Annotated in this window: 3 protein-coding genes; all 3 read right to left on the bottom strand. The window is 75.3% G+C overall.

Going from position 1 to position 23329, the window contains the following annotated elements; genetic code table 11:
* Positions 1-93 precede the first annotated feature (93 nt).
* From JT723_RS32620 to JT723_RS32610, 3 genes are read right to left on the bottom strand one after another with little or no spacing between them, the layout of a single operon-like run.
* Positions 94-8370: an SDR family NAD(P)-dependent oxidoreductase gene (locus JT723_RS32620; protein WP_205048490.1), complete on the bottom strand. Its 8277-nt coding sequence runs from the start codon at positions 8368-8370 to the stop codon at positions 94-96.
* Entirely contained in the window at positions 8367-17285 is an 8919-nt protein-coding gene (locus JT723_RS32615) for an SDR family NAD(P)-dependent oxidoreductase (protein ID WP_205048489.1), read from the bottom strand. The genes JT723_RS32620 and JT723_RS32615 overlap by 4 nt, the downstream gene beginning before the upstream one ends.
* A complete protein-coding gene (locus JT723_RS32610; RefSeq protein ID WP_205048488.1) occupies positions 17272-23307 on the bottom strand; it encodes an SDR family NAD(P)-dependent oxidoreductase in 6036 nt (2011 codons plus the stop codon). Before JT723_RS32610 ends, JT723_RS32615 begins: the two co-directional genes overlap by 14 nt.
* Positions 23308-23329: the final 22 nt, after the last annotated feature.

Raw genomic sequence — 23329 nt, 5'->3', positions numbered from 1 at the left:
CGGTTCTGTACGGGGACGGTTCGGTACGCCGTCGGGCGGCGGGCGTATAGGCGCCGGTGGGGGTGTCGGCACGCGGGGCGGTGTCTGGTCGGGTCATCTGCTCGGCACCGCCTCGTCCAGCAGGCGGTCGGTGATCTGGCTGAGCGTGTTCGCCTCGCCGAAGAGGGCCGCGGGCACGGTGATCCCGTGGTCCTGGCCGAGCCGGTGGGCGAGCTGGGTGAAGGCGACCTGGTCGAAGCCCCATTCGCCGAGGTCGGTGTCGCCGTCGACGGCGCCCTCCTCGACGTCGAGGATCGTGGAGACCAGGTCGCGCAGCGCCCGGGTGACCTCCGTCCTGCGCCGGGCCTCCGGCGCGCGGCGGGCCTTCGCGGCCAGCCGCCCGAGGAGCGGTACGGAGCCGCCGTCCGGCTGGAGGGCGACGGTGTCGTGCCGGGGCCAGGCGAAGGTGGTCTTCAGCAGCGTCACATGGTCCAGCGGCCCGGCGAGCAGGCATTCCAGGGCGTCCATCGCCTCGGGGCCGCGGATCGGGCTCTGCCCCATCCGCGCCATGGCCGCCCGGGTGCTCTCGTTGTCGCCGAGGCCGACCGCTCCCCAGTAACCCCAGTCGATCACCTTCACGGGCGCCTTGGCGCGGGTGGCGAGCCGGCGGGCGGCGGCGTCCTCGAAAGCACTGGCCGCGCTGTAGCCGCCGTCGCCCGGCAGCCGGGCGCTGGTGGCGAAGGAGGAGAAGTACAACAGGAAGTCCAGCTCGTCGGCGCCGAAGACCTGCCCGATCCGCACGCTCACCGTCGCCTTCGCGGTCAGCGTGTCGCGCAGCCGCTGCTCGGTCGTACGCGCCAGGGTCAGGTCGCGGCTCACCCCGGCGGCGTGCACGACGCCGTCCAGCCGCCCGAACCGGCGCAGGACGTCGGCCCGCACCCCGCGCAGCGCCGCGAGGTCCGAGGCGTCGGCCTGTACGTACTCGGGCCGGGGTCCGAGCGCGCCGAGCCGGTCGAGCCTGGCCCGCAGTTCGGCGTCCGGTGCGCGCCTGCCGACCCACACCACCTGGGCTGCGTAGGTGCGCGCGACGTACTCGGTCCAGACCTCGCCGATGGCGCCCGCGCCGCCGACGACGACGTATACCCCGCCGTCGCGGTAGGCCCGCGGCTTCTCGGGCAGCCCGGTGACCGGCAGCATTACGGGGCGGAGCCAGCCGTCGCGGCGGTGGGCGACGCTGCCGCCCTGCGGGTCCGCGGGCAGCGCGAGCAGCTGCCGCATCGGCGGCGGGGCGTCGGCGCCCGCGTCCACCAGCCGTATGCGCCAGGCGGGTTGCTCCTTGGCCAGGACGCCGAGGACGCCGTGGACACCCGCGTGGGCGGGGCGGACCCGGTCGCCCTCCGCGAGTGCGTCGGTCGTCACCGCCGTCCAGGTGAGGGTGCGGCCCGCGTGCCCGGTGGCGAGCAGCGCCTGGACCAGGCGCAGGGCGGTGATGACCGCGGTGTCCTGGGCCGTGAGGACGGTGTCGTCCAGCGGTGCGCCGGCCGGCCCCTCGGGGAGGTACCAGTAGAGGCGGTCGACGGGGCCGTACGGGCGCAGCACCCCCGCCAGGTCGTCGGCGCTGCGCTCAGGCCCGGCCTCGACGGCGACGAGGTCGGCATGCAGCGCCCGCAACTCCTCGCGCTGCGAGGGCGATCCGCCGATCACGACGGCCCGGCCGCCGACGTCCGGGGTTCCGGTCGGCGCGGGCATCGGCTCCCAGACGGTCCGCAGCAGGACGGGCTGTCCGGGATCCTCGGCCGACGGCCCGGGGTCGGGTGCCGGTGGGGCCTGGTCCGGGGCCGGCGGGTGCTGGTGCGTGCCTGGCGCGTCCTGAACGGCGGCCGTCGGGGCCTGGCCTTGTACGGAGCCGGCCGCGACGGGTTCCGGCCGCGACGGCGTGTCCGCCGGGGGTGTCGCGGGCGGTGCCGCAGGTGGTGTCGCGGCAACCGGTTCCGCCGGGGTGACCCAGTAGCGGTCGCGGGCGAAGGGGTAGCCCGGCAGGCTCAGCCTGCGGCGGCCCGCGCCCGCGGCCGGCCACGGCACCGCAAGTCCCTTGGTCCACAGGTCGAGCAGGACGTCGTAGCGCCGCTCCCGCAGCCAGCCGCCGACCCGCTCGGAGTGGCCCGGCTCGGCGGTGCGGCGGCTGATCTCCGCCCGGTGCGGCCGGGTGCGCGCGCTGTGCACGCGCGGGTCGTCGCCGGTGCCGTCGAGCCGGCCGCGCAGCAGCGCTGCCAACTCCCGGACGTCCCCGGCCTCGACGGCGAGCCGGTGCTCCATCGCGTCGCGGCCGGTCTGCAGGGTGTGGGCGAGGTCGGCCGGGTCCACGTCCGGGGTGCGGTCGAGGTGGCCGAGCAGGTCCCTTACCCGGGCGGTGAGTTGGTCAGCGGTCCGCGCGGACAGCACGAACGCGTGGGTGGCGGCGGCCGGTTGTGCCGCCGGCGCGTCGATACGGGCGGGCGCCGGCGGGACGTACTCCTCGATGACGACGTGCGCGTTGACACCGCCGATGCCGAAGGAGCTGACCCCGGCCAGCCGTGGCAGCGCGCGGCCGGTGCTGTCCCGCGGCGCCGCCCATTCCTCGTTCTCCCGGACGAGCCGGAAGGGGCTGCCGTCGAGCCGGATGTACGGGTTCACCTCGTCGGCGTGCAGGCCGCGGACGAGCGTGCGGTGCCGCAGCTGGAGCAGGACCTTGATGACGCCTGCGGCTCCCGCGGCGAACTCCAGGTGGCCGATGTTGCTCTTCACCGAGGCCACCGCGATGTGCGGCGCCTCGGCGGGCGGTGCGCCCGCGGCGGCGTAGAGCCGGCCGAAGGCGGTCTTGAGGGCGTTGATCTCGATCGGGTCGCCGAGTGCGGTGCCGGTGCCGTGCGCCTCGATGTATCCGACGCTCCTGGGGTCGACGCCGGCCCGCTGGTAGACCGTGGTCAGCAGCTCCGCCTGGGCGTTGGGGTTGGGCGCGGTCAGCGCCTGCGCCCGGCCGCCGTGGTTCTCCCCGGTGGCGCGGACCACGCCGTGGATGTGGTCGCCGTCCCGTTCGGCGTCGCGCAGCCGCTTGAGCAGCAGCATGCCGACGCCTTCGCCGCGTACGTACCCGTCGGCGGAGGCTGCGAAGGTCTTGCAGCGGCCGTCGGGGCTTAGCATGCCCTCCTTCGCGAAGCCGACGTGCATGCCGGGGTCGGTCAGGGTGTTGATGCCGCCGGCGACCGCCATCGAGCAGTGGCCGAGGGAGAGCGCGGTGGCGGCGCGGTGCAGGGCGACGAGCGCGCTGGAGCAGGTGGTCTCCACCGGCTCGCTCGGCCCGTGCACGTCGAGGAAGTAGCTCATCCGGTTCGGCCCCATCGAGGCGGCGAGCCCCGCGGAGGAGTACCCCTCGGCTGCCCGGCCCGCCTGGGCGATCAGCTGCCCGTAGGTGCTGACCGTGCCGACGAAGAGGCCGAGGTCGGAGCCGGCCAGTGCGCGGGCCGAGTAACCGGCCTCCTCCAGCACCTGCCAGACGTGCGTCATCAGCAGCCGCTGCTGCGGGTCCATCAGTTCCGCCTCGCGCGGCGAGATCCCGAAGAAGAGCGGGTCGAAGGCCGCAATGCCGTCGATGGTGCCGGCCCAGCGCGCCCCGGCGGCTGCCGGGTCCGCGGCGAGCTGCGCCCGCCAGTCCCAGCGTTCCAGCGGGATCTCGGTGATGCAGTCGCGGCCCTGGACGAGGTTGTCCCAGAACTGGCCGGTGTCGCGGGCCATCGGGAATTCGCAGCTCATGCCGATGATCGCGACCGGTTCCTGGCCGCCGGCCGCCGGGGGCGCGGCGGGCGCGGGGCGGCGGACCTGCTGCTTGGGCAGCCGGGCGGTCGGCCGGGGCGGCTCCTGGACCTGCTCGTTTGCCGGCTCCGGGGCCGGGGCTGGGGCCGGGGCTGGGGCCGGAGCGGCGGGCTGTTCCGGGGTCCGGGTGGGGAAGGCGGCGGCCAGCGCCTGCGGGTGGGTCTCGACCAGATGGTCCGTCAGGCGGTCCAGGGTCGGGTACTCGAAGAAGACCGGCGGGGTGAGGTCGAGCCCCAGCGCGCTGTTCACGCGGGCGGCGAAGGTGGTGAAGATGATCGAGTCGAAGCCGTAGTCGTTGAGCGGGACGTCGCTCTCGATCTCGGCCAGGTCGACCTTGAGCAGCTCGGACACCGTGGCCGCCAGGTCCGCGAAGGTGCGGGCCCGCAGGTCCGCGGGGACCGCCGCGTCGGCGGCCTGCGCGGGTGCGGTCTGCGCGGCGACGGGCGCCGCCGGGCGTTCGGCCGGCTGTACGTCCCTGGCCACGACCAGTACCTGCGGCTCGGCGCCGGCCATGGCCTGATAGAGCGCGGCCATCCCGGCGGGGGTGGGCAGTGGCCGCAGCCCCATGCGCCGGTTGAGCGCGGCCAGGACGTCGCCGTCCAGGCGCATGCCGCCCTCCGCCCACAGCGGCCAGTCGACCGACACGGTGCGGCCCTGCCGCAGTCCCTCGGCGGCGAGCCGGGTGCGGTGGGCGGCGAAGCGGTCGAGGAAGCCGTTTGCCGCCGCGTAGTCCGCCTGGCCGACGTTGCCGGCGACGGCGGCGAGCGAGGAGAACAGCACGAAGTGGTCGAGCGGCAGGGAGCTGGTGGCCGCGTCCAGGTTGACCGCGCCCGACACCTTGGCGGCCAGCACCTCCGCGAGCTGCTCGGGGGTCTTGGCGCGGACCAGTGCGTCACGGTGGACGCCCGCCGCGTGGACGACGCCGTCGAGCCGGCCGTGCGCCGCGAGCACGTCGTCCACCAGGCGCTGGACGGCGGCCGGGTCACCGACGTCCGCGGTGCGGTACTCGGCGCCGACCCCGGCCTCGTGCAGTGACCGCAGGACGCCCTCTGCAGCCGCCGGTTCGGACCGGCCGACCAGGACGATCCGGGCGCCGGGCGCCCGTGCCCCGATCTCCGCGGCGAGCAGCGCGCCGAGCCCGCCCGCTCCCCCGGTGACCAGGTGGACGCCGCCGTCCTTCCAGGGGGCGGGCGCCGGGGTCGTGGTGGGCACCGGCTGCCAGTCCATTACCTCGCGGCGGCCCGCGCGGTGCCGGATCTGCTCGTCGGCGGTGCGCGCGTCGGCGGCCAGCAGGGCGTCCAGGTCCCCGGATTCACGGTCCGTCTCGATCACCTGGACGCGGACGGCGGGGTGTTCGAGCCGTACGGTGCGCAGCAGTCCCGCGAGTCCGCCGAGCAGACCGGACTCCCCCTCGGGCAGCGCCAGTTGGACCAGGCTCGGCGCTGAGGGCTGCTCGCCGAGCAGTTGCTGTACGTGCGTCAGCATCCGCTCGGCCGCAGCGCGGAAGCGCTGGTCGAGGGTGCCTTCCGTGCCGGCCAGGCCCACGACCCGGCCGCCGAGCCGGGCGGTGGTCTGCGCGTCCAGTGCGCTGAAGACCACGGTGGTCCCGGGATCGCGTGCGTCCTGCCCGGCCCGGGCGGCCGTCCAGGCCGGGGCGAGCACCTGGACGTCCACCGCGGGCTCGACGCCGGCGGGTGCCGGGGCCGTCGGCCCGGCGGCGCGCAGGCTCAGCCCGCGCAGCCGGATGCGCACCGAGCCGTCGATGTCGCTCACGTCGATGTCGAAGGTGTGGAAGGCGGTTCCGCCGTCCCTGCGGCGTACGGAGGCCCAGGCCTGCTCGGGCAGCGGGCCGAGGATCTCGACCTCGTCCACCGAGAAGGGCAGGGCCGGGCCGCCGTCGCGGGCGACGCCGATGCAGGCCTGCAAGGCGGCGTCGAGCAGACCCGGGTGGGCGGTGTACGGCGTGGAGGTGCCGCCTGCGGGCAGGTCGAGGCGGGCGAGTGCGACGCCGTCGCCGAGCCACAGGGTGGTCAGGCCGCGCATGGCGGGGCCGTAGTCGATGCCGATCGTGTCGTAGGCCGCATAGCACTCGGCGCCGGGCAGGCCCGTCGCGTCGCAGGCGGCCCGCAGGGCGTCGATGTCGAGCCGGGGGGCGTCCTCGCCGCCGTGCTCGCGCACCCGGGCGACGCCTTGGGCGTGGACGGTGTCCGGGGCGTCGGGGTCGCACAGGGCGACGTCGAGCCGCTCGTCCTCCCGGGGCGTCAGCTCGACGCGGACCCGTACGCCGCCGGCGCCGGCCCGCACCGGCCGCAGCCACACCAGCCGGTCGATGTGGACCGCGTGCCGCTCGTGGTCGACCCGGCCGGCCACCGATTCGAGCACGGCGGCCTGCAGCAGTTCGACGGTGGCCGCCGCCGGCAGGGTCGGTTCGCCCTGGACGCGGTGGTCGGCGAGGAAGAACTCCTCACCGGTGAAAGCGGCTTCGAAGCGCTGCGCCCACAGCGTCGACACGTTGCGCCCGCGCAGCAGCATGCCGTCGCTGGTGGGGGCGGCGGCGGCCGGCTCCGGCTCTGCGGGGGTGAACCAGCAGCGCACCCGGTCGAAGGGGTAGGTCGGGGCGTCGGTGCGGTGCACCCGCGCCGTGCGGTGCAGCAGCCGCCAGTCGACACCCGCGCCGGCGGCCCAGACCTGCGCGAGCCGGTCGAGCTTGCCCTTGCGGCCCCAGGTCGCGATCAGCTCGCGGGCGTCCTCGTCGGCGTCCAGGACGCCGAGTTCGCTCTTTCCCGCCCTGACGTCGCCGCTGTGGATGCCGGGGGTGGCACGCCCGGCGAGGAAGGCTTCGAGCCGCTCGGCCAGCTGCTGCGTCGAATCGGCGACGACGGCGAGCCTGCTCGCCATCGCGGCGCGGCCGGTCTGCAGGGTGTACGCCAGGTCGCCGAGCCTTGCCGCGGGCCGCTCGCCGATCCAGCCGAGCAGTTCGCGCGCGTAGGCGGTCAGCCGCTCGCGGTTGCGGGCCGACAGCACCACCAGCTCGGGCTGCCCGGCGTCGGGCCGGTCGGCGGCGGGCGGAGCGGAGCGCGGCACGTACTCCTCGACCACCAGGTGCGCGTTGGTGCCGCTGATGCCGAAGGAGCTGACGGCCGCCCGGCGGGGAAGGCCGTCTGCGGCCTGCCACGGCTCGCTGCCGGTCACGACCCGGAAGGGCGAGCGGGCGAAGTCGAAGTGCTCGTTGGGCTGTTCGAAGTGCAGGGAGGGCGCAAGCTCGCCGTGCCGCAAGCCGAGCAGGACCTTGGTGAGGCTCGCGACACCCGCGGCGGCCGAGGTGTGTCCGATGTTGGTCTTGACCGAGCCGATCGCACAGAAGCCGGTGTCGTCGGTCCACTCGCGGAAGACGGTGGCCAGGGCCTCCAGTTCGATCGGATCGCCGAGCTTGGTGCCGGTGCCGTGCGCCTCCACGTAGCCGATCGTGCGGGGGTCGAGGCCCGCTCGCCGGTAGACGGCCCGCTCCAGGTCGATCTGGCTGCGCACGCTGGGCGCGGTGATGCCGTTGGTGGCGCCGTCCTGGTTGATGCCGGAGGCGACGATGAGCCCGTGGATGCGGTCCCCGTCGCGTTCCGCGTCGGACAGCCGCTTCAGCACGAGCGCGCCGACGCCTTCGCCGGGGACGAAGCCGTCGGCCCGGTCGTCGAAGGCCCTGCTGCGGCCTGAGCGGGAGAGCATCCCGGCCGCGCACATGCCGGCGTAGGTCTCCTCGACCAGGTAGAGGCTGACCCCGCCGATCAGCGCCATGTCGATCTCGCCTGCGGCGAGCGCCTGGCCTGCGAGGTGGGCGGCGACCAGGGACGACGAGCAGGCGGTGTCGATCGGGACGGCGGGTCCCTTGAGGTTCAGCAGGTAGGCCAGCCGGGCCGCCGCGACGGCCGCGCTGTTCCCGACGATGCCCACGGTCGGCACCCGGTGCCGCTGGAGCAGCAGGCTGTACTCGTTGCCCATGAGGCCGAGGTAGACCCCGCAGCGGGTGCCGCTGAGCGCTTCCGGGCTGTAGCCGGCGTCCTCGAAGGCCCGGTAGCCCTCCTGGAGGAAGAGGCGGTGCTGCGGGTCCATACCCTCGGCCTCGGCAGGGGAGATCCCGAAGAAGAGCGGGTCGAAGGACTCGATGTCGTCCAGCGCGCCCAGCGCCTTGGTGTAGGTGCCGCCGGACCCCGGGGTCGGGTCGAAGGTGCGGTCGGCGTCCCAGCGTGCCGCGGGGATGTCGCCGACACTGTCGCGGCCCTCGCGCAGGTTGGTCCAGTAGCCGTCGAGGTCGGCCGCGCCGGGGTAGCGCCCGGCCATGCCGACGACGGCGACCGGCTCGGGCGGCCCGCCGCGCCCGGCGGCGGGGGCGAGGGGTTCGGCGGGTTCGGCGGGTTCGGCGGCCGGGAGGATGGCCGGGGCGGCGGCCGGCGGTGCCGGCGCCGCAGCTGCGGACAGCGCACTGCGAGCGTCCTCGACGCTCAGCCGGCCCGAGCGGACGGCGGTCAGGATCTCCCGAGGGGTCGTCATACGGTGCTCCGGCGCTGCGCCATGGTGGTCGTCTCCTCGTCGGATCCGGCGAACGGTCGGCCCGCTCCGGTCAGCCGGCCCAGCAGCTGCTCGGCGGCGTCGATGTCCAGGGTTCCGTCCTCGACCCGGCGCAGGACGTCGTCCAGCGTCAGGTCCTGGTCCGCGTCCACCCGCGGTTGAGCGCCTTCAGGCACGGGCTCTGGTGCGGGCTCCGGCGGCAGCAGCTCGGCTTCCAGATACGCGGCGAGCAGCCGGACGGTCGGGTAGTCGTAGACGCGGGCGGCGGTGAACTCCACGCCGTGGCGCTCCTCGATGAGCTTGGCCCACTGCACCGCGAAGATCGAGTCGAGGCCCAGGTCGGCGAAGGGCCGGTCGGGGTCGACGCTGCCCGCCGGCATCTCCAGGACGTCGGCCAGACCCGCCGCAAGCTCCTCGACCAGGGCTCCCGCAGCCCGCCGCACCGGCGCCGGAACGGCGGTGACCGGTGCGCTCACCGGGATGGCCGCGGGCGCGGCGACCGGGATGACGGCAGCGTCGTCGGCCGTCGCCACCACGGTGTGCTGGTCGAGGTCGGCTGCCATGCCGAAGGGGAAGCGGACGGTGGAGAAGCCCGCGGCGGTCAGTGCGTCGCGCCAGCCCTGCGGGGCCAGGACGGGGCTGCCCTGCAGCCGCAGCTGCGGGTCCTCGGTCCGCCACCAGCCTTCCAGCAGCCCGAAGGTGAGGTGCAGCCAGACGCGCTTGCGGGTCAGCTCGTTGAGCAGCAGCACACCGCCGGGCCGCAGCATCTGCCGTACGTGGTCGAGGGTGTCGCCGATCTGCCGGGTGGCGTGCAGCACGTTGGTGGCCACGACGACGTCGTACGTACCCGCGCCGATGCCCTGCTCGCCCGGTGGCCGCTCGATGTCCAGGACCTGGCACTCCAGGTAGGGCGCCGTCTGGCCGAACTGCTGCCGGGCGTGCCGCAGGAAGGACGCGGACAGGTCGGTGTAGCGGTATTCGGCGACGGCGGCGCCGTACGGGTGCAGCCGGTCGAAGAGGACCTTGCTGGTGCCGCCGGTGCCCGCGCCGACCTCCAGGATGCGCAGCTGCGCACGGGGTTCAGCGGCGAGCCGCCGGTCGACATGGGCGGCCAGGGCGTCGGCGAGTGCGCTGTTGGCCTCCTCGTTGCCCTGGTAGAGGGCCTGGAGCAGGTCCATCGAGGAGTCGGGGAAGAGGATCTCGTGGGCCAGCCGCCGGCCGGCGAGCAGGTCGGGCAGGCCGCGCAGGGCGGCCTCGACCAGTTCGACCTGCGCGGCGACGGCGGGACGGTCACCCCAGGCGTCCTTCGCCGCCGCCCAGGCGTCCCAGCCGGGCGCCTCGCCGCCGGGCACGCCCTGCCCGGCGGCGAGCAGCCGCAGGCTCTCGGCGAGCCAGTCGCGCAGGTGCGGTGGCAGTCCTGCGGCCTGCTCCGGCAGGCCGGGGCCGACGTCCGTACCGTCGAACCAGCCGGTCGCCCGCAGTTGCGCACGCAGCAGGCCGGTGGCGAGCACGTCGAGATCCGGGGTCTGCCCTGCCGCTTCTTGTGCCGCCTCGTATGGCCTTTCCTGCGCCGCTTCCTGTGCTGCGGGCAGCGGGCGGAGCGTCAGGCGGTGCAGCCGTACGCAGACCCGGCCCTGCCCGTCGCACACGTCGACGTCCACCGAGGCGGCCGTACCGGGGTGCGGCCTGACGTACGCCCACGCCTCCTCGGGAACCGGCCCGAGCAGGTCCGCCCGCTCGACCGCGAACGGCAGCCCCAGGCTGCCGGATCCGCCCGGGCCGCCGGTGGTGGCGAGTGAGGCGATGGCCTGGAGCGCCGCGTCCACCATGGCCGGGTGCGCCAGGTATCCGTCCCTGCCGGACCGGAGCTGCGCGGGCAGCCGCAGCCGGGCCAGCACCTCGCCCGTACCGGTCCACACCTGGACCAGGGCGTGCATGCCGGGCCCGTACGTGATGCCGGCGGCGGCGAAGGCGGCCCGGCAGTCGGCGCCTGCGACCGGGCCGTGGGCGCAGCGCGCACGTACCCCTGCCAGGTCGAGCACCGGCTGCGTATCGCCGGACGGGCGGGCGCGGCCGGTGCAGTAGACCACCGGCGCGGGGTCGGCGGAGCGGACCTCGAAGGAGACGGTGCCCCGGTCCCGGTCGGGGGTCAGGGCCACCCTCACGGGTTCCGGGCGGCCCGCGGCAGCCAGCGGCAGCGCCCAGACCACGTCGGTCAGTTCGACGCCGTCCGCGGGTGTGCCTGCGGCGTGCGCGACGGCGGCGCGTACCAGTTCGAGGTGGGCGGCGGCGGGCAGCACCCGTGCGCCGCGCACCCGGTGGTCGGCGAGGAAGAACTCCTCGCCGGTCCACACGGACTCGTACAGCAGACCCCACAGCGTCGAGACGACGCGGTCGAGCAGCGGGTGCGGGCGGCTGCCCGCGTCGGGGGCGATCCAGTACCGGTCGCGGGCGAAGGGGTACGTCGGCAGGCTCATCCGGCGCGGCGCCGGGCCTTCGCGCAGCGCGGCCCAGTCGACCGGCACACCCCGCACCCAGGCGTCGAGGACGCGTCCGGGTGCCCAGGTGCGCTGTTCCGCGGCCGGGACGCCGTCGGGGCGCTCACCGTGCGGGTCGGTCCTGCCGCGCACCCAGCGCCCGGTACCGCCCGCGGTGAAGGCGGCCAGCTGCTCGCGCAGGTCGTCGGTCCCGGTGGCGTGGAGGGCGAGCCGCTCGGCCATCTCCTCGCGGCCGGCCTGGAGGGTGTGGGCCAGGTCGGCGAAGCGGCCTTGCGGGCAGCGGCCCGCGGTGACGAAGGCGAGCAGCCGCCGGGCGCGCTCGAGCAGGCCTGCCTCGTCGCGTGCGGACAGCACGACGAACTGCGGTCCGTGGGAGCCGCTCGCGGACGGCGGCTCGGGCGCCTCCTCCACGACCACGTGCGCGTTGGCGCCGCCCGCGCCGAAGGACGAGACGCCCGCGCGCAGCGGCGTACCGGCTGCGGGCGGTTCCCAGGGGGCGGCGGTCCGCTGCACCGTGAACGGTGTCGCGTCGAAGTCGATGTGCGGGTTGGGGGTCTCGGCGTTGAGCGACGGCACGAGCGTGTGGTGGCGCATCTGCAGCAGCACCTTGGTCAGTCCCGCGATGCCCGACGCGCTCTCGGCGTGGCCGATGTTCGACTTCACCGAGCCGATGGCGCAGAAACCGGTGCCGGCGGCCTGGGTGGTGTCACCGGTGTCGTGGCGGAAGGCCCGGGTGAGCCCGGTGATCTCGATCGGGTCGCCGAGCGCGGTGCCGGTCCCGTGCGCCTCGACGTACGACACCGAGCGCGCCGGTACGCCGGAGCGGCGCAGCGCCTCGGACACCGCGGTGCTCTGGCCTACGGGGCCGGGCACGGTGTAGCCGCCGGTGCGGCCGTTGGCGTTGACGTGGCTGCCCTTGATCACGCCGTGGATGTGGTCGCCGTCGGCGATGGCGGCGGCCAGCGGCTTGAGGACGACGGCGCCGACGCCCTCGCCGTCCACGAAGCCGTCCGCGTCCGCACCGAAGGGCGCGCTGCGCCCGCCCGGCGAGAGCATGGTCATCTCGCTGAGGCGGACGTGGTGGTCTGGGTGGACGACGAGGTTGACCCCGCCGGCGACGGCGCAGTCGCTGGTGCCCGCGCGCAGGCTCTCGACGGCCAGGTGGACGGCGGTCAGCGAGGAGGAGCAGGCGCTGTCCACGGCCATGCTGGGTCCGCGCAGGTCGAACAGGAAGGAGACCCGGTTGGCGATCGACCAGAAGCGCACGCCGGTGGGGTAGTTGCCGTTCATCGCGCCGACGAACACCCCGACCCTGCGCTCGGGGCTGAGGGTCGCTGTGGTGTGGCCCGCGTCCTCGATCGCGGCGTGCACGGCTTCGAGGAAGACGCGTTCCTGGGGGTCTATGTGCCGGGCCTCGACGGGCGGTATGCCGAAGAAGCCGGCGTCGAAGGCGTCCGCGTCGGCGAGGAAGCCGCCCCAGCGGCTGTACGTGTGCCCGCGGGTACCGGGCACCGGGTCGTGGTAGGCACGCCAGTCCCAGCGCTCGGCGGGGACCTCCCCGATCGCTGAACGGCCGGCGAGCAGCAGGTCCCAGAAAGCGTCGACGTCGGCGGCCCCTGGGTAGCGGCCGGACAGGCCGATCACCGCGATGTCGCCGTCCTGCGGGGTGGCGTCGGCGACTGCGGGCCGGGGTGCGGGGACCGGTGCCGGGACCGGGTTGCGGTCTGCCGCCGCGGTCGGCTCGGGCGCGGATTCCGCCTCGGCCGCGGGCTCGCCCACCAGCCGGGCCAGGTCTTCCGGGCGGGTCGCCAGCAGGTGGTCCACGACCTCGTCGATGCTGGTGAACTCGAAGAAGAAGGTGCTGCCGACGTCCGCCACGGCGGCCCGCAGGTGCTCGGCCAGCTCGACGGACATCACCGAGTCCAGGCCGTAGTCGCGCAGCGAACGGCGGGCGTCGATCCTTTCAGGGGCGAGCTTGACCGTCGCGCCGACCAGCGCCTTGAGGTGGGCCACGGCCCTGGGGCGCAGCGCGGTCCGGTCACCGGCAGCCGCGGTGGACGCGGCGACGGACACAGACGGGACCGCCGCACCAGCAGCGGGGGCCGTCTTCATGAAGCCGACGTGGTCGTGCGTGCCGCCCAGCAGCCGTTCGAGGACGTCCATCGCCTCGGCCGGCTCGATGGACCCCTGCCCGAGGCCTGCCATGCGCGCCCGGTGGGCGTCGTCGGCGACGACGCCGACGCTGCCCCAGTAGCCCCAGTCCACGACCTTGACCCGCCAGTCGCGGCGGCGGCGCAGCCACTCGGCGTAGGCGTCGGTGAAGGTGCTGCCCGCCGCGTAGTTGGCCTGGCCCGGCGGGCGGGCGTGGGCGACCAGCGAGGAGAAGAAGAGGACGAAGTCCAGGTGTTCCGCGGCGAAGGCGGTCGAGACGGCCTCGCTGACGGCGATCTTCGCTTCCAGTACGGCCCGCAGGTCCGACTCGGGCATGGACCGCAGCATCCGGTCGCGCAGCACGATGGCGGACACCACCACGCCGTCCACCCGGCCGAACCGGGCCACCACGTCACGGCGTATCCGGTCCAGCGCGCCGGGGTCCGAGCCGTCAGCCGTGACGTACACCGGCCGCGGGCCGAGGGCGCCGAGCCGGTCCAGGCGTGCGTCCATGGCCGCGTCCGCCGGGCGCCGCCCGATCCACACGACCTGGGCCGCGTAGCGGCGTACCACGTACTCGGTCCAGGCCTCACCGATGCCGCCGGCCCCGCCGACGACGACGTAGACCCCGCCCGGCCGGTAGGGCGGGGCGGCGGGTGCGGGCAGGGTGAGCGGGCGCAGTTCCTGGCGGTGCCAGCGTCCGCGGCGGAAGGCCAGGGTGGCGCCGTGCGGGTCCGCCGGCAGGGTGCGGAGCGCGGCCACCGGCCAGGGCACCCCCAGCGCGAGGTCCACCAGCCGTACCGACCAGCGCGGCTGCTCCTTGGCGAGCGAGCCGGTCAGCCCGTGCACGCCTGCCGCGGCCGGGTGCGGGTCGCCGTCGGCGGGGCCGACCTGCTGGGTCTGCTGCGTGACCACCGTCCAGCCGAGCGGGGTGTCCGCGTAGCCGGCCCGCAGGAAGGCCTTCACCAGCCGGAAGCAGTGCACGACGGCCTCGGTGCCGTCGGCGGCGTCGGCGGGGGCGATCCAGTAGACCTGGCCGACGCCCGGCTCGGCCCGTACGTCGGTGAGGTCCTGGACGCGTACGTCCGCGTGCGGGTGCGCGGCCCGCAGCCACTCGCGCTGCTCCTGCGTCCCGCCGACGACCAGTACGACGTCGGGCTCTGACGGCTCGGCCGCGGCGGGGGTGTACTCCTCCCAGACCGGGTGCAGCAGGTGCTGGTCGGCCGGGGCCGCGGGTGTGGCTTCCGGGAGGCCGACGGCGAGGCCGCGCAGCCGGACGCAGACCCGGCCGTCATCGTCGCAGACGTCGATGTCCAGGGTGCCGGGGCGGGCGGCGCCGGTGCGGATGTGGGCGTATCCCGCGGCCGGTGTCGGGGCGAGGATCTCCGCCTCGGCGACGGCGAAGGGGACCGGCGGCTTGCCTGTGCTCCCGCTGGTGCTGGTCGCGGCGTCCGCGAGGGCGACGGCTGCGTGCAGCGCGCCGTCCATGACTGCCGGGTGCAGCCCCCCGTTCGGCGCGGCGGCGCCGGGTGCCCGCAGCCGGGCCAGCACCTGGCCGTCACCGACCGCCAGCTCTTCGACGGCGCGCATCGACGGGCCGTACGCGATGCCCGCGGCGGCGTGCAGCGCGTAGCAGCGGTCGGCGGGGACGGGGCGGTCGCAGGCGGCGCGCAGGGCCGGCAGGTCAAGGACGGGACGCGTGTCGGAGGCGGCGGTGACGTGGGCGGTGCCCAGCGAGACGACCGACCCGTCGGCGGTGACCCGCAGCCCGGTCGCCCCGCCGGCGCGCGGGGTGAGCGTGACGGCCACCTCGACGGGCGCGGCGCCGACAGTGACCGGGCGCGGCCATGCCACGTCGGTCAGCCGGACCGTCCGCTCCCCCGGTCCTGCGGCCGGCTCCACGGCCGCGCGCAGGAGTTCGAGCTGCACGGCGGCGGGCAGGACGCGCTCGCCGCCGACCAGGTGGTCGGCCAGGAAGTGCTCGCCACCGGTGAGGGTCGTGCGCAGCCGCGTCCCCTCGTGCCCGGACTCCTGGCGCAGGCTCAGCACCTCGGCGCGGACCGTTTCCGGCGCCGTACCGTCGGCCGCGGGCGGCAGCGGGGTCCCGTGCGGGTCGGGCGCCCAGTGCCGCTCGCGGGCGAAGGGGTAGGTGGGGAGCGCCAGGCGCCGCCGTACGGCGCCGGTGTGCAGGGCCGACCAGTCGACGGGCTCACCCGCGAGCCAGCGGTCGAGCACTGCGGCACCTGGCCCGCCGGTCTCACCGGTTCCGCCACGCAGATGCCGGGTCAACTGCTCGCGCACCTCGTCCAGGGAGTGCGCGACGAAGCCGAGCCGCTCGTCCAGCGCCTCCCTGCCGGTCTGCAGCGTGTACGCGATGTCGGCGAGGTCCGCGTCGGTGTACGTGTCGAGCGCCGCGTGCAGGCGGCGCGCCTGCTCCGCGAGCCGGTCGCCGTCCCGGGCGGACAGCACGACGGTCGCGGGCTCCGGGCGGGCTGCGGCGGCCGGGAGTTGCGCGGGGTAATCCTCCACGACCACATGGGCGTTGGCCCCTCCCGCACCGAAGGAGGAGATGCCGGCCCGGCGCGGGCGCTCCCCTGCCGGCCACGGGGACGTCTCGCGCTGGAGGCGGAAGGGCGTGCTCCCGAAGTCGATGTGCGGGTTGGGTTCCGCCGCGTGCAGGGACGGGACGAGTTCGCCGTGCCGGAACTGCAGCAGGACCTTGGTGAGCGCGGCGATGCCCGAGGCGCTCTCGGCGTGGCCGATGGCGGACTTCACCGAGCCGAGCGCGACGGTGCCCGCTTCGGCGCCACGGTCGCCGAACGCCCGGGTGAGGCCTGCCAGTTCGATGGGGTCGCCGAGTTCCGTGCCGGTGCCGTGGGCCTCCACGTAGCCGATGTCCGACGGGTCCGCGCCCGCCTGGCGCAGCGCGCGCGTGATGACGTCGGCCTGCGCCTGCGGGTTGGGCACCGTGTAACCGGTGGCCCGGCCGCCGTGGTTGACGGCGGTGCCCTTGACGACGCCGAGGATCCGGTCGCCCGCGGCCACCGCGTCCTCCAGCGGCCTGATCAGGACTGCACCGACGCCCTCCGCCGGCACGTACCCGTCGCCGCCCGCGCCGAAGCTGGCGCAGCGCCCGGTACTTGAGGCGAACCGGCCCTGGGCGAGCATCAGGTACTTGTTCGGGTGGATCGTCACGTTGACGCCGCCGACCAGCGCGGCATCGCATTCGCCGCTGCGGATCGCCCGGCAGGCCAGGTGCAGTGCGGTCAGCGACGACGAGCACATCGTGTCGAGGGCGATGCTGGGGCCGTGCAGGTCCAGGGTGTACGAGACCCGGTTGGCGACCGAGGAGGCGTTGCCGCCCACCGCGTAGCGCCGGCCGCGCATCTGGTCCTGGGCGGCGTGCAGTTGGTACTCCTCGTACATCACGCCGACGAACACCCCGACCGTGCGGGGCAACGTCGCGCGGGTGTATCCGGCGTCCTCGACGGTCTCGTATGCGCACTGGAGGAAGAGCCGCTCCTGCGGGTCGAGCAGTTCTGCCTCGCGGGGAGCGATGGAGAAGAACAGCGGGTCGAACTCGTCCACGCCGTCGATGAAGCCGCCCCACTTGCTGTACGTGCGGCCCGGCTCGCCCTTGCGCGGGTCGTAGTAGGCGCCGTGGTCCCAGCGGTCTGCGGGGACCTCGGTGACGCAGTCCCGGCCGGCGCGCAGGTTCTGCCAGAACTCGCCGGTGTCGCGCGCTCCCGGGTAGCGTCCGGCGACGCCGACGATCGCGATGTCGAGCGCAGCGGCGGACGGGGCGCCCGGAGCCGGGGAGGCGGGAGCCGCGGGGGCGGGAGCGAAGCGGTGACCGGTCAGGCGGATGCGGCCGCCGGGCGCGACCTGCCGGGCGGGCACCGCGGCACGTACCGGTGTGCCCTCGGCCGGCTTGCTCTGGCCCGGCCCCGGGTGGTCCTCGGCGGGCGCGCGCCCCACCGCTGCGGCGATCGCGGCGCCTGCGTGGCCGAGCAGGTAGTCGGTCAGCTCGCCGACCGTCGGGTACTCGAACAGCAGGGTCCGCGGCAGCGGTCCGAGGTCGCGTTCCAGCAGCAGCGTCACCTCCACCGCCTTGACGGAGTCGGTGCCGTACTCGTTGAGCGGCACTGCGGCGTCGAGGCGTTCCGGGGCCAGTTTGAGCACGGCGGCGAGGCGGCCCGCGACGTAGCGGCGCGCCTTCTCCCCCAGGTCGTCGTCAGGCGCTGGCATCGGTGGTCTCCTTGGCTCCGCCGGACGGGACGGTGAGGTGGGGATAGGCGGCGCCGAGGTGGCGGGCGAGCCCGCCGAGCGTGGTGTGCTCCAGCAGCTCGGTGGCGCCGACGTCCAGGCCCAGGGCCAGGTTGATGCGCCGGGCCAGCTCGGCGAGGGTGACCGGCTCGAAGCCGTAGTCGTTCAGTTCGGTGTCCTGGTCGAGGTCGGCCGGGTCGACCAGCAGGATCTGCGAGACCAGGGCGGCCAGTTCTGCCTGGATGCGGGCGGCCGGGGCCGGGTCGGCGGGGCGGGCAGGTGGGCTCGGTGGCGCGGGTGGGGCCGCTTGGGCCGGCTCGGCATGCTCGGCATGCGCGGTGACGAAGCGGTCCCGCAGCCGGGCCGGGTCGCCGGTGAGGGCGACCAGGTGGCTGCGCCCCGAGGCCAGGGCGCGGTCGAGGGTGCGCAGGGCGTCGGCCGTGCCGAGCGGGGCCAGGCCGAGCCCGCGCATCACGTCCACCGTCGCGCCGTCCACCGCCATGCCGCCCTCGGCCCACAGCGGCCAGCCGACGGAGACGGTGGTGCCGTGCCGTTCGCCGCGGGCGGCGAGTGCCGCCCGGTGGTCGGCGAAGCGGTCGAGGAAGCCGTTGGCGGCGGCGTAGTCGGCCTGCCCCACATTGCCGAAGGCGCCGGTGGCCGAGGAGAACAGGGCGAAGAAGTCGAGCGGCAGATCCCGGGTCGCGGTGTCCAGGTTGCGGGTTCCGGCGCTCTTGGGTGCCAGGACGGCGGCCAGGTCCTGCGGTGTCTTGTGCGCGAGCAGGCCGTCCCGCAGCACCCCGGCGGCGTGCAGGACGCCGTCCAGCCTGCCGTGTTCCGCGAGCACGTCGGCGACCACCTGCCGTACGGCGTCCAGGTCGGCGACGTCGGCCTGCCGGTAGGTGACCCGCGCCCCGCCCGGCAGGTCGGGCGCGGGCGAGCGGCCGACGAGGACGACGTCCGCGCCGGGGGCACGGCGGGCGATGTCCGCTGCCAGCAGCCGCCCGATGCCGCCGAGCCCGCCGGTGACCAGGTAGACGTGGCCGGCGCGCCACGGCACCGGGGCGTCTGCTTCGGGGAGTTCGGCCCAGCCGGCCACCCGGCCGCCGCGGCTGCGGGTCCCGGGAGGCAGCCGCAGCGCCCGGTCCAGGTGCGCGGTCACCGCCGCGGTGTCGGCGCCCGCGGGCACCTCCACGGTCTGGGCTTCCAGGCCCGGGTACTCCTGGGCCGCCGACAGCAGCAGCCCGGCGAGTCCCGCGGCGGGCAGCGCGTCCTGCGGTACGACGAGCTGGCATCGGGTCGGCTTCGGGGCACCGTCCGCGCTCAGCCGCTGCACCTCGCGCAGGACGAGGGCGGCGTCGTCCTCGTACGCCTCGGCGCGGCCGTCGAGCAGGACGACGTCCGCGCCGGGCACGGGGACGTGGGAGTGCCGCCGGGTCAGGAAGACGACGCGCTCGGCGGCCGGTTCCGCCTCCCGCTCGGCCGCCTCCTGCCACACCGGGGCGAGCAGCAGGGTGGCCTCGGCGGGTACGGCCGCGGTCGCGGCTGCGGGTCCGGCTGCCGCCGCAGCTGCGGGTAGGGCGACCGCCCGCAGGTGCAGCCCGCGCAGGGCCACCAGCAGCCGGCCGTCCTCGTCGCACAGGTCGAGGTCGAGGACCTGGTCCGTGGCGGCGGCGCGGCCCTCGCGGGGGCGCACCCACACCCACGCCGGACCGTCCAGGGGTGCGTGGACGGCGAGTTCGTCGAGCGCGAAGGGCAGTGCGGCGCCGCCCGCACCGGTCCGGCCGGGCAGCGGGGCCAGGCCCGCGGCGGCCTGGAGTGCCGCGTCGAGCAGCCCCGGGTGCAGGGTGTACGGGCTGCGGCCCGCCGGTCCCGGCAGCGCCACCCGGGCCAGCACCTGACCGCTGCCGACCCGTACCTCCTGCAGCGCACGCATCCGCGGGCCGTAGGCGATGCCTGCCTGCGCGCAACGGTCGTACACCTCGTCGGCGGGCAGGGTCCGGGTGCAGTCGGCAAGCAGGCCGTCGAGGTCGAGGACGGGTGCCGGCTCGGGTGCGCGCAGGTGGGCGCTGCCCTGCACGAAGCGCAGGTCCTCGTCGCCGGCACGGGCGATGGTGAAGCCGAGCGTGTCGTCCGCGGCGGCTTCGAGGGTGATGCCGAGGGTGGCGGCGCCGGGGGTCTCGCCCGGGTCCACCGGGCGCTGCCAGACCACGTCGGTGAGGTACAGCCGGGCGTCGCCGGGTGAGCCGAGCGTCAAGTGGGCGGCGCTGTATGCCATTTCCAGTGCGGCGGCTGCGGGCAGCAGGGGCCGTCCGCCCACCCGGTGGTCGGCAAGGAAGAACTCGGCGCCGTCCAGGGTGGTTTCGTAGCGCTGCTCCCACAGGGTGGAGACGTTGCGGTGCACGAGGGGGTGCAGGGCGCTCACCGGAGCCGTAGGGGCGGCGGTCTGCTTGATCCAGTGCCGCTCGCGGGCGAAGGGGTAGCCGGGCAGGCCGACGCGGCGGGGGGCGCGCCCGCGGTGCAGCAACTCCCAGTCGACGCCGAGCCCGTTGACCCATGCGGCCAGCAGCCGGTCGTGCTTGCCCTTGGTGATCCAGGCGGCCACGGCCTCGCGGGCGTCGTCGTCACCGGCGAAGAGCGCGGCCAGCTCGCCGCCCCGGACGGCCCGTCCGCGGTGCCGGTCACCGGGTCGCCCTTCGACGAAGTCGGCGAGCCGGTCGCGCAGTTCGCCGGTGCTCCGGACGGCGAAGGCGAGCCGTTCCGCCATCTCCTCGCGACCGACCTGCAGCGTGTACGCCACGTCGGCCAGCCGGGGCGACTCGGACCGCAGATGGTCCAGCAGGCCGCGTGCGAGGTCGGTGAGGCGATCGGGGTCCGCGGCGGACAGCACGATCAGGCCGGGCGCCTGATCCTCGGGCTCCGGCCGGGGCGGCTGCGGGGCAACGAACTCCTCGATCAGCAGGTGGGCGTTGGAGCCGCCCGCGCCGAAGGAGGAGAGCCCGGCCCTGCGCGGCACACCGTCACCGGACACCCAGGCTGCCAGCTCCCGCTGGACCCGGAAGGGCGTCGCGTCGAAGTCGATGTGCGGGTTCAGCTCCTCGGCGTGCAGCGAAGGCACCAACTCCCGGTGTTTCAGCTGGAGCAGGATCTTGGTGAGCCCGGCGACGCCGGAGGCGCTCTCCGCGTGGCCGATGTTGGACTTCACCGAGCCGATCGCCACCTGCCGGCCGGGGGCGCCGCCGAAGGCGCCCGCGAGCCCGGCGATCTCGATGGGGTCGCCGAGCGACGTCCCGGTCCCGTGCGCTTCGACGTAGCCGACGGTGGCCGGTGCCATGTCCGCCGCGTCGAGTGCCCGGCGGATGACGTCCGCCTGGGCCGCGGGATCAGGCACGGTGTAGCCGCTGGTGCGACCGCCGTGGTTGACGGCACTGCCCTTGATGACGGCGTGGATGCGGTCGCCGTCCTCGATCGCGCTGGCCAGCGGCTTGAGCAGCACCGCACCGACGCCCTCGCCGGGCACGTAGCCGTCCCCGCCCGCACCGAACGCGGCGCACCGGCCGCTGTCGCCCAGGAAGCCGCCCTGGTCCAGCAGCAGGAACTTGTTCGGGTGGACCGACAGGTTCACCCCGCCGGCGAGCGCGAGGTCCGATTCGCCGCGCCTGATGCTCTCGCAGGCCAGGTGGATCGCGGTCAGCGACGAGGAGCACATGGTGTCCACGGCGACGCTCGGGCCGCGGAAGTCGCAGACGTAGGAGACCCGGTTGGCGATCGAGGCGGGCACCCCGCCTGCGGCCAGCGCCCGGCCGTGGGCCTGCGCCTGGGCGCCGAACAGCTGGTACTCCTCGTACATCACGCCGACGAACACCCCGACCTGGCCGTGGTCCGCGGCGGCCTGCCGGGTGTAACCGGCGTCCTGGAGCGTGGCGTAGGCGCACTCCAGGAACAACCGCTCCTGCGGATCGGTCAGTTCGGCGTCGGCGGGCGACATCTGGAAGAAGAGGGCGTCGAACTTGTCGACGTCCGAGAGGAATCCGCCCCACCGGCCGCCGCCGGTGACCGCCGGGTCCCAGCGGTCGGCCGGGACCTCGGTGACGCTGTCCACACCCGCCCGCAGATTCGCCCAGAAGTCCGCCAGGGACGCCGCACCCGGATACCTCCCGGCCACCCCGACGATCGCGACGTCGTCGGGTCGAGGTCCGCCCTCGTCCGCCCCGCCACGCCGCTGCACGGCGGCCAGTGCGCGGACGCGCCCGTGGTCCGCGGCGGCGCGGGGCACAACGGCCGTGCGCTGCACGGGGATCGGCGGAGCGTCCGAGCCGAGGAGGGCGGCGAGCCGCTCGCCGTGCTCGGTGCGGAAGTACGTGGCGAGGGCGTGGACCGTGCGCTGTTCGAAGAGCAGGGTCTTGGCCAGCGGCCCGAAGCTGCGCTCCAGTTCCCGGATGATCTGCAGGGCCAGGACGGATTCGACCCCGTGCTCGGCGAGCGGTACGTCCGGAGCCAACTCGTGGGCGGGCAGCTTGACCTGGGCGGCAAGTACGGACGTCAGGTAGCGGACCGCACGGGCGTGGTCGGGTGCCTGCACCACGGCGACCTCGACGGGTTCCCCCTGCGCCGGGGCCTGTTCGTCGTCCAGGGAGCGGACGGACACCCCGGCAAGGCGGACGCAGACCTGCCCCTCGTCGTCGAAGAGGTCGACGTCGAGGGTCCCAGAGCCGGGGCGGCGGCGCAGCCAGGCCCACGGCTCGGGCGGGCAGGCGCCGAGCAGGTCGACCCGGTCGACGGCGAAGGGCACGGCGGTGCGGCCCGCGGCGAGGTCGAGCGCGATACCGGCGTGCAGGGCCGCGTCGAGCAGGGCCGGGTGCAGGGCGAACCCGGCGTCGCCGCCGGGTGTGCGCAGCCGCGCGACCACCTGGCCGTCGCCCGCGTGCACCTCGGCGAGGGCGCGCATGCCGGGTCCGTAGCCGATGCCGCACGCGGCCAGCGCCTCGTAGCAGCGGTCCACGGGTACGTCGGCGAGCCCGGCGAGCAGCGCCTGCCGCTCGAGGACGGGCCGCGGGTCCGCAAGCGCCTCGGGCTCCCCGGTGACGGCCTCGCCGGTGGCGTGCAGGTCGTCGGAGCTGACCTCGAAGGCGATGCGTCCCTCTCCCGGGACGAGGACGACGCGCAGCTCGGCGTCGGGCGCGGGCACGTAGGGCCGCAGCCAGACGACGTCGGTCAGCGCGGTCACCGGCTCGGGGACGGTCAACTCGACGGCGGCGCGGGCCATTTCGAGGACGGCGACGCCCGGCAGCATCGGCCGCCCCTGCACCGTGTGGTCGGCCAGGAAGAACTCGCCGCCGGTGAAGCGGGCGCTGTAGCGCTGGGCACCGAAGTCGGAGGTGTTGCGCTGGGCCAGCGGGTGCAGCACGGCGGTGCGGGAGCCCGCACCCGGGGCCTGGTACTGGTCCTGGGCCTGGTCGATCCAGTGCCGCTCGCGGGCGAAGGGGTACGTCGGCAGGCCCGCCCGGCGGGGTGTCCCGGCCTCGTACAGCGCGGCCCAGTCGATGTCGAGGCCCTGCGTCCACAGGTCGAGCACGAGGTCGTACCTGCCGCGCCTGACCCAGCGCCGCAGGGTGTCGGCGTCCTCGTCGTCGGCGAACACCGCGGCGACAGGGCGGTCGCGGTCGGCCCGCCCCTGGTGCAGCCCTTCGGTGTCACCGGCGAGGAAGGCTTCGAGCCGGGCCTGCACCTCGTCGGCGTCGGCCGCATGGAAGGCCAGCCGGTGGCGCATGGCCTCCCGCCCGGTCTGCAGCGTGTACGCCAACTCGGCCAGCGGCACGGGGGTTTCCCGCAGGTGGGCGAGGAGCCGCGCGGCGGACTCGCGCAGCCGGGTCTCGTCCTTGGCGGACAGCACGATCAGCCCCGGTGCGTCGACCGCCGGACCGTCGGGAGCCACGTACTCCTCGATCAGCAGATGCGCGTTGGAGCCGCCCGCCCCGAAGGACGAGAGCCCGGCCCTGCGCGGCACACCGTCACCGGACACCCAGGGG

This window comes from Actinacidiphila bryophytorum (assembly GCF_016916835.1).
Lineage (GTDB): Bacteria > Actinomycetota > Actinomycetes > Streptomycetales > Streptomycetaceae > Actinacidiphila > Actinacidiphila bryophytorum.
The sequence above is the reverse complement of the archived record's forward strand: the minus strand, read 5'-3'. Positions and strand labels throughout refer to the sequence as shown.

Bases quoted from the DNA above. Each gene is read 5' to 3' on its own strand.
- JT723_RS32620 (WP_205048490.1), bottom strand. From the start codon at position 8,370: ATGACGACCCCTCGGGAGATCCTGACCGCCGTCCGCTCGGGCCGGCTG.
- JT723_RS32615 (WP_205048489.1), bottom strand. From the start codon at position 17,285: ATGCCAGCGCCTGACGACGACCTGGGGGAGAAGGCGCGCCGCTACGTC.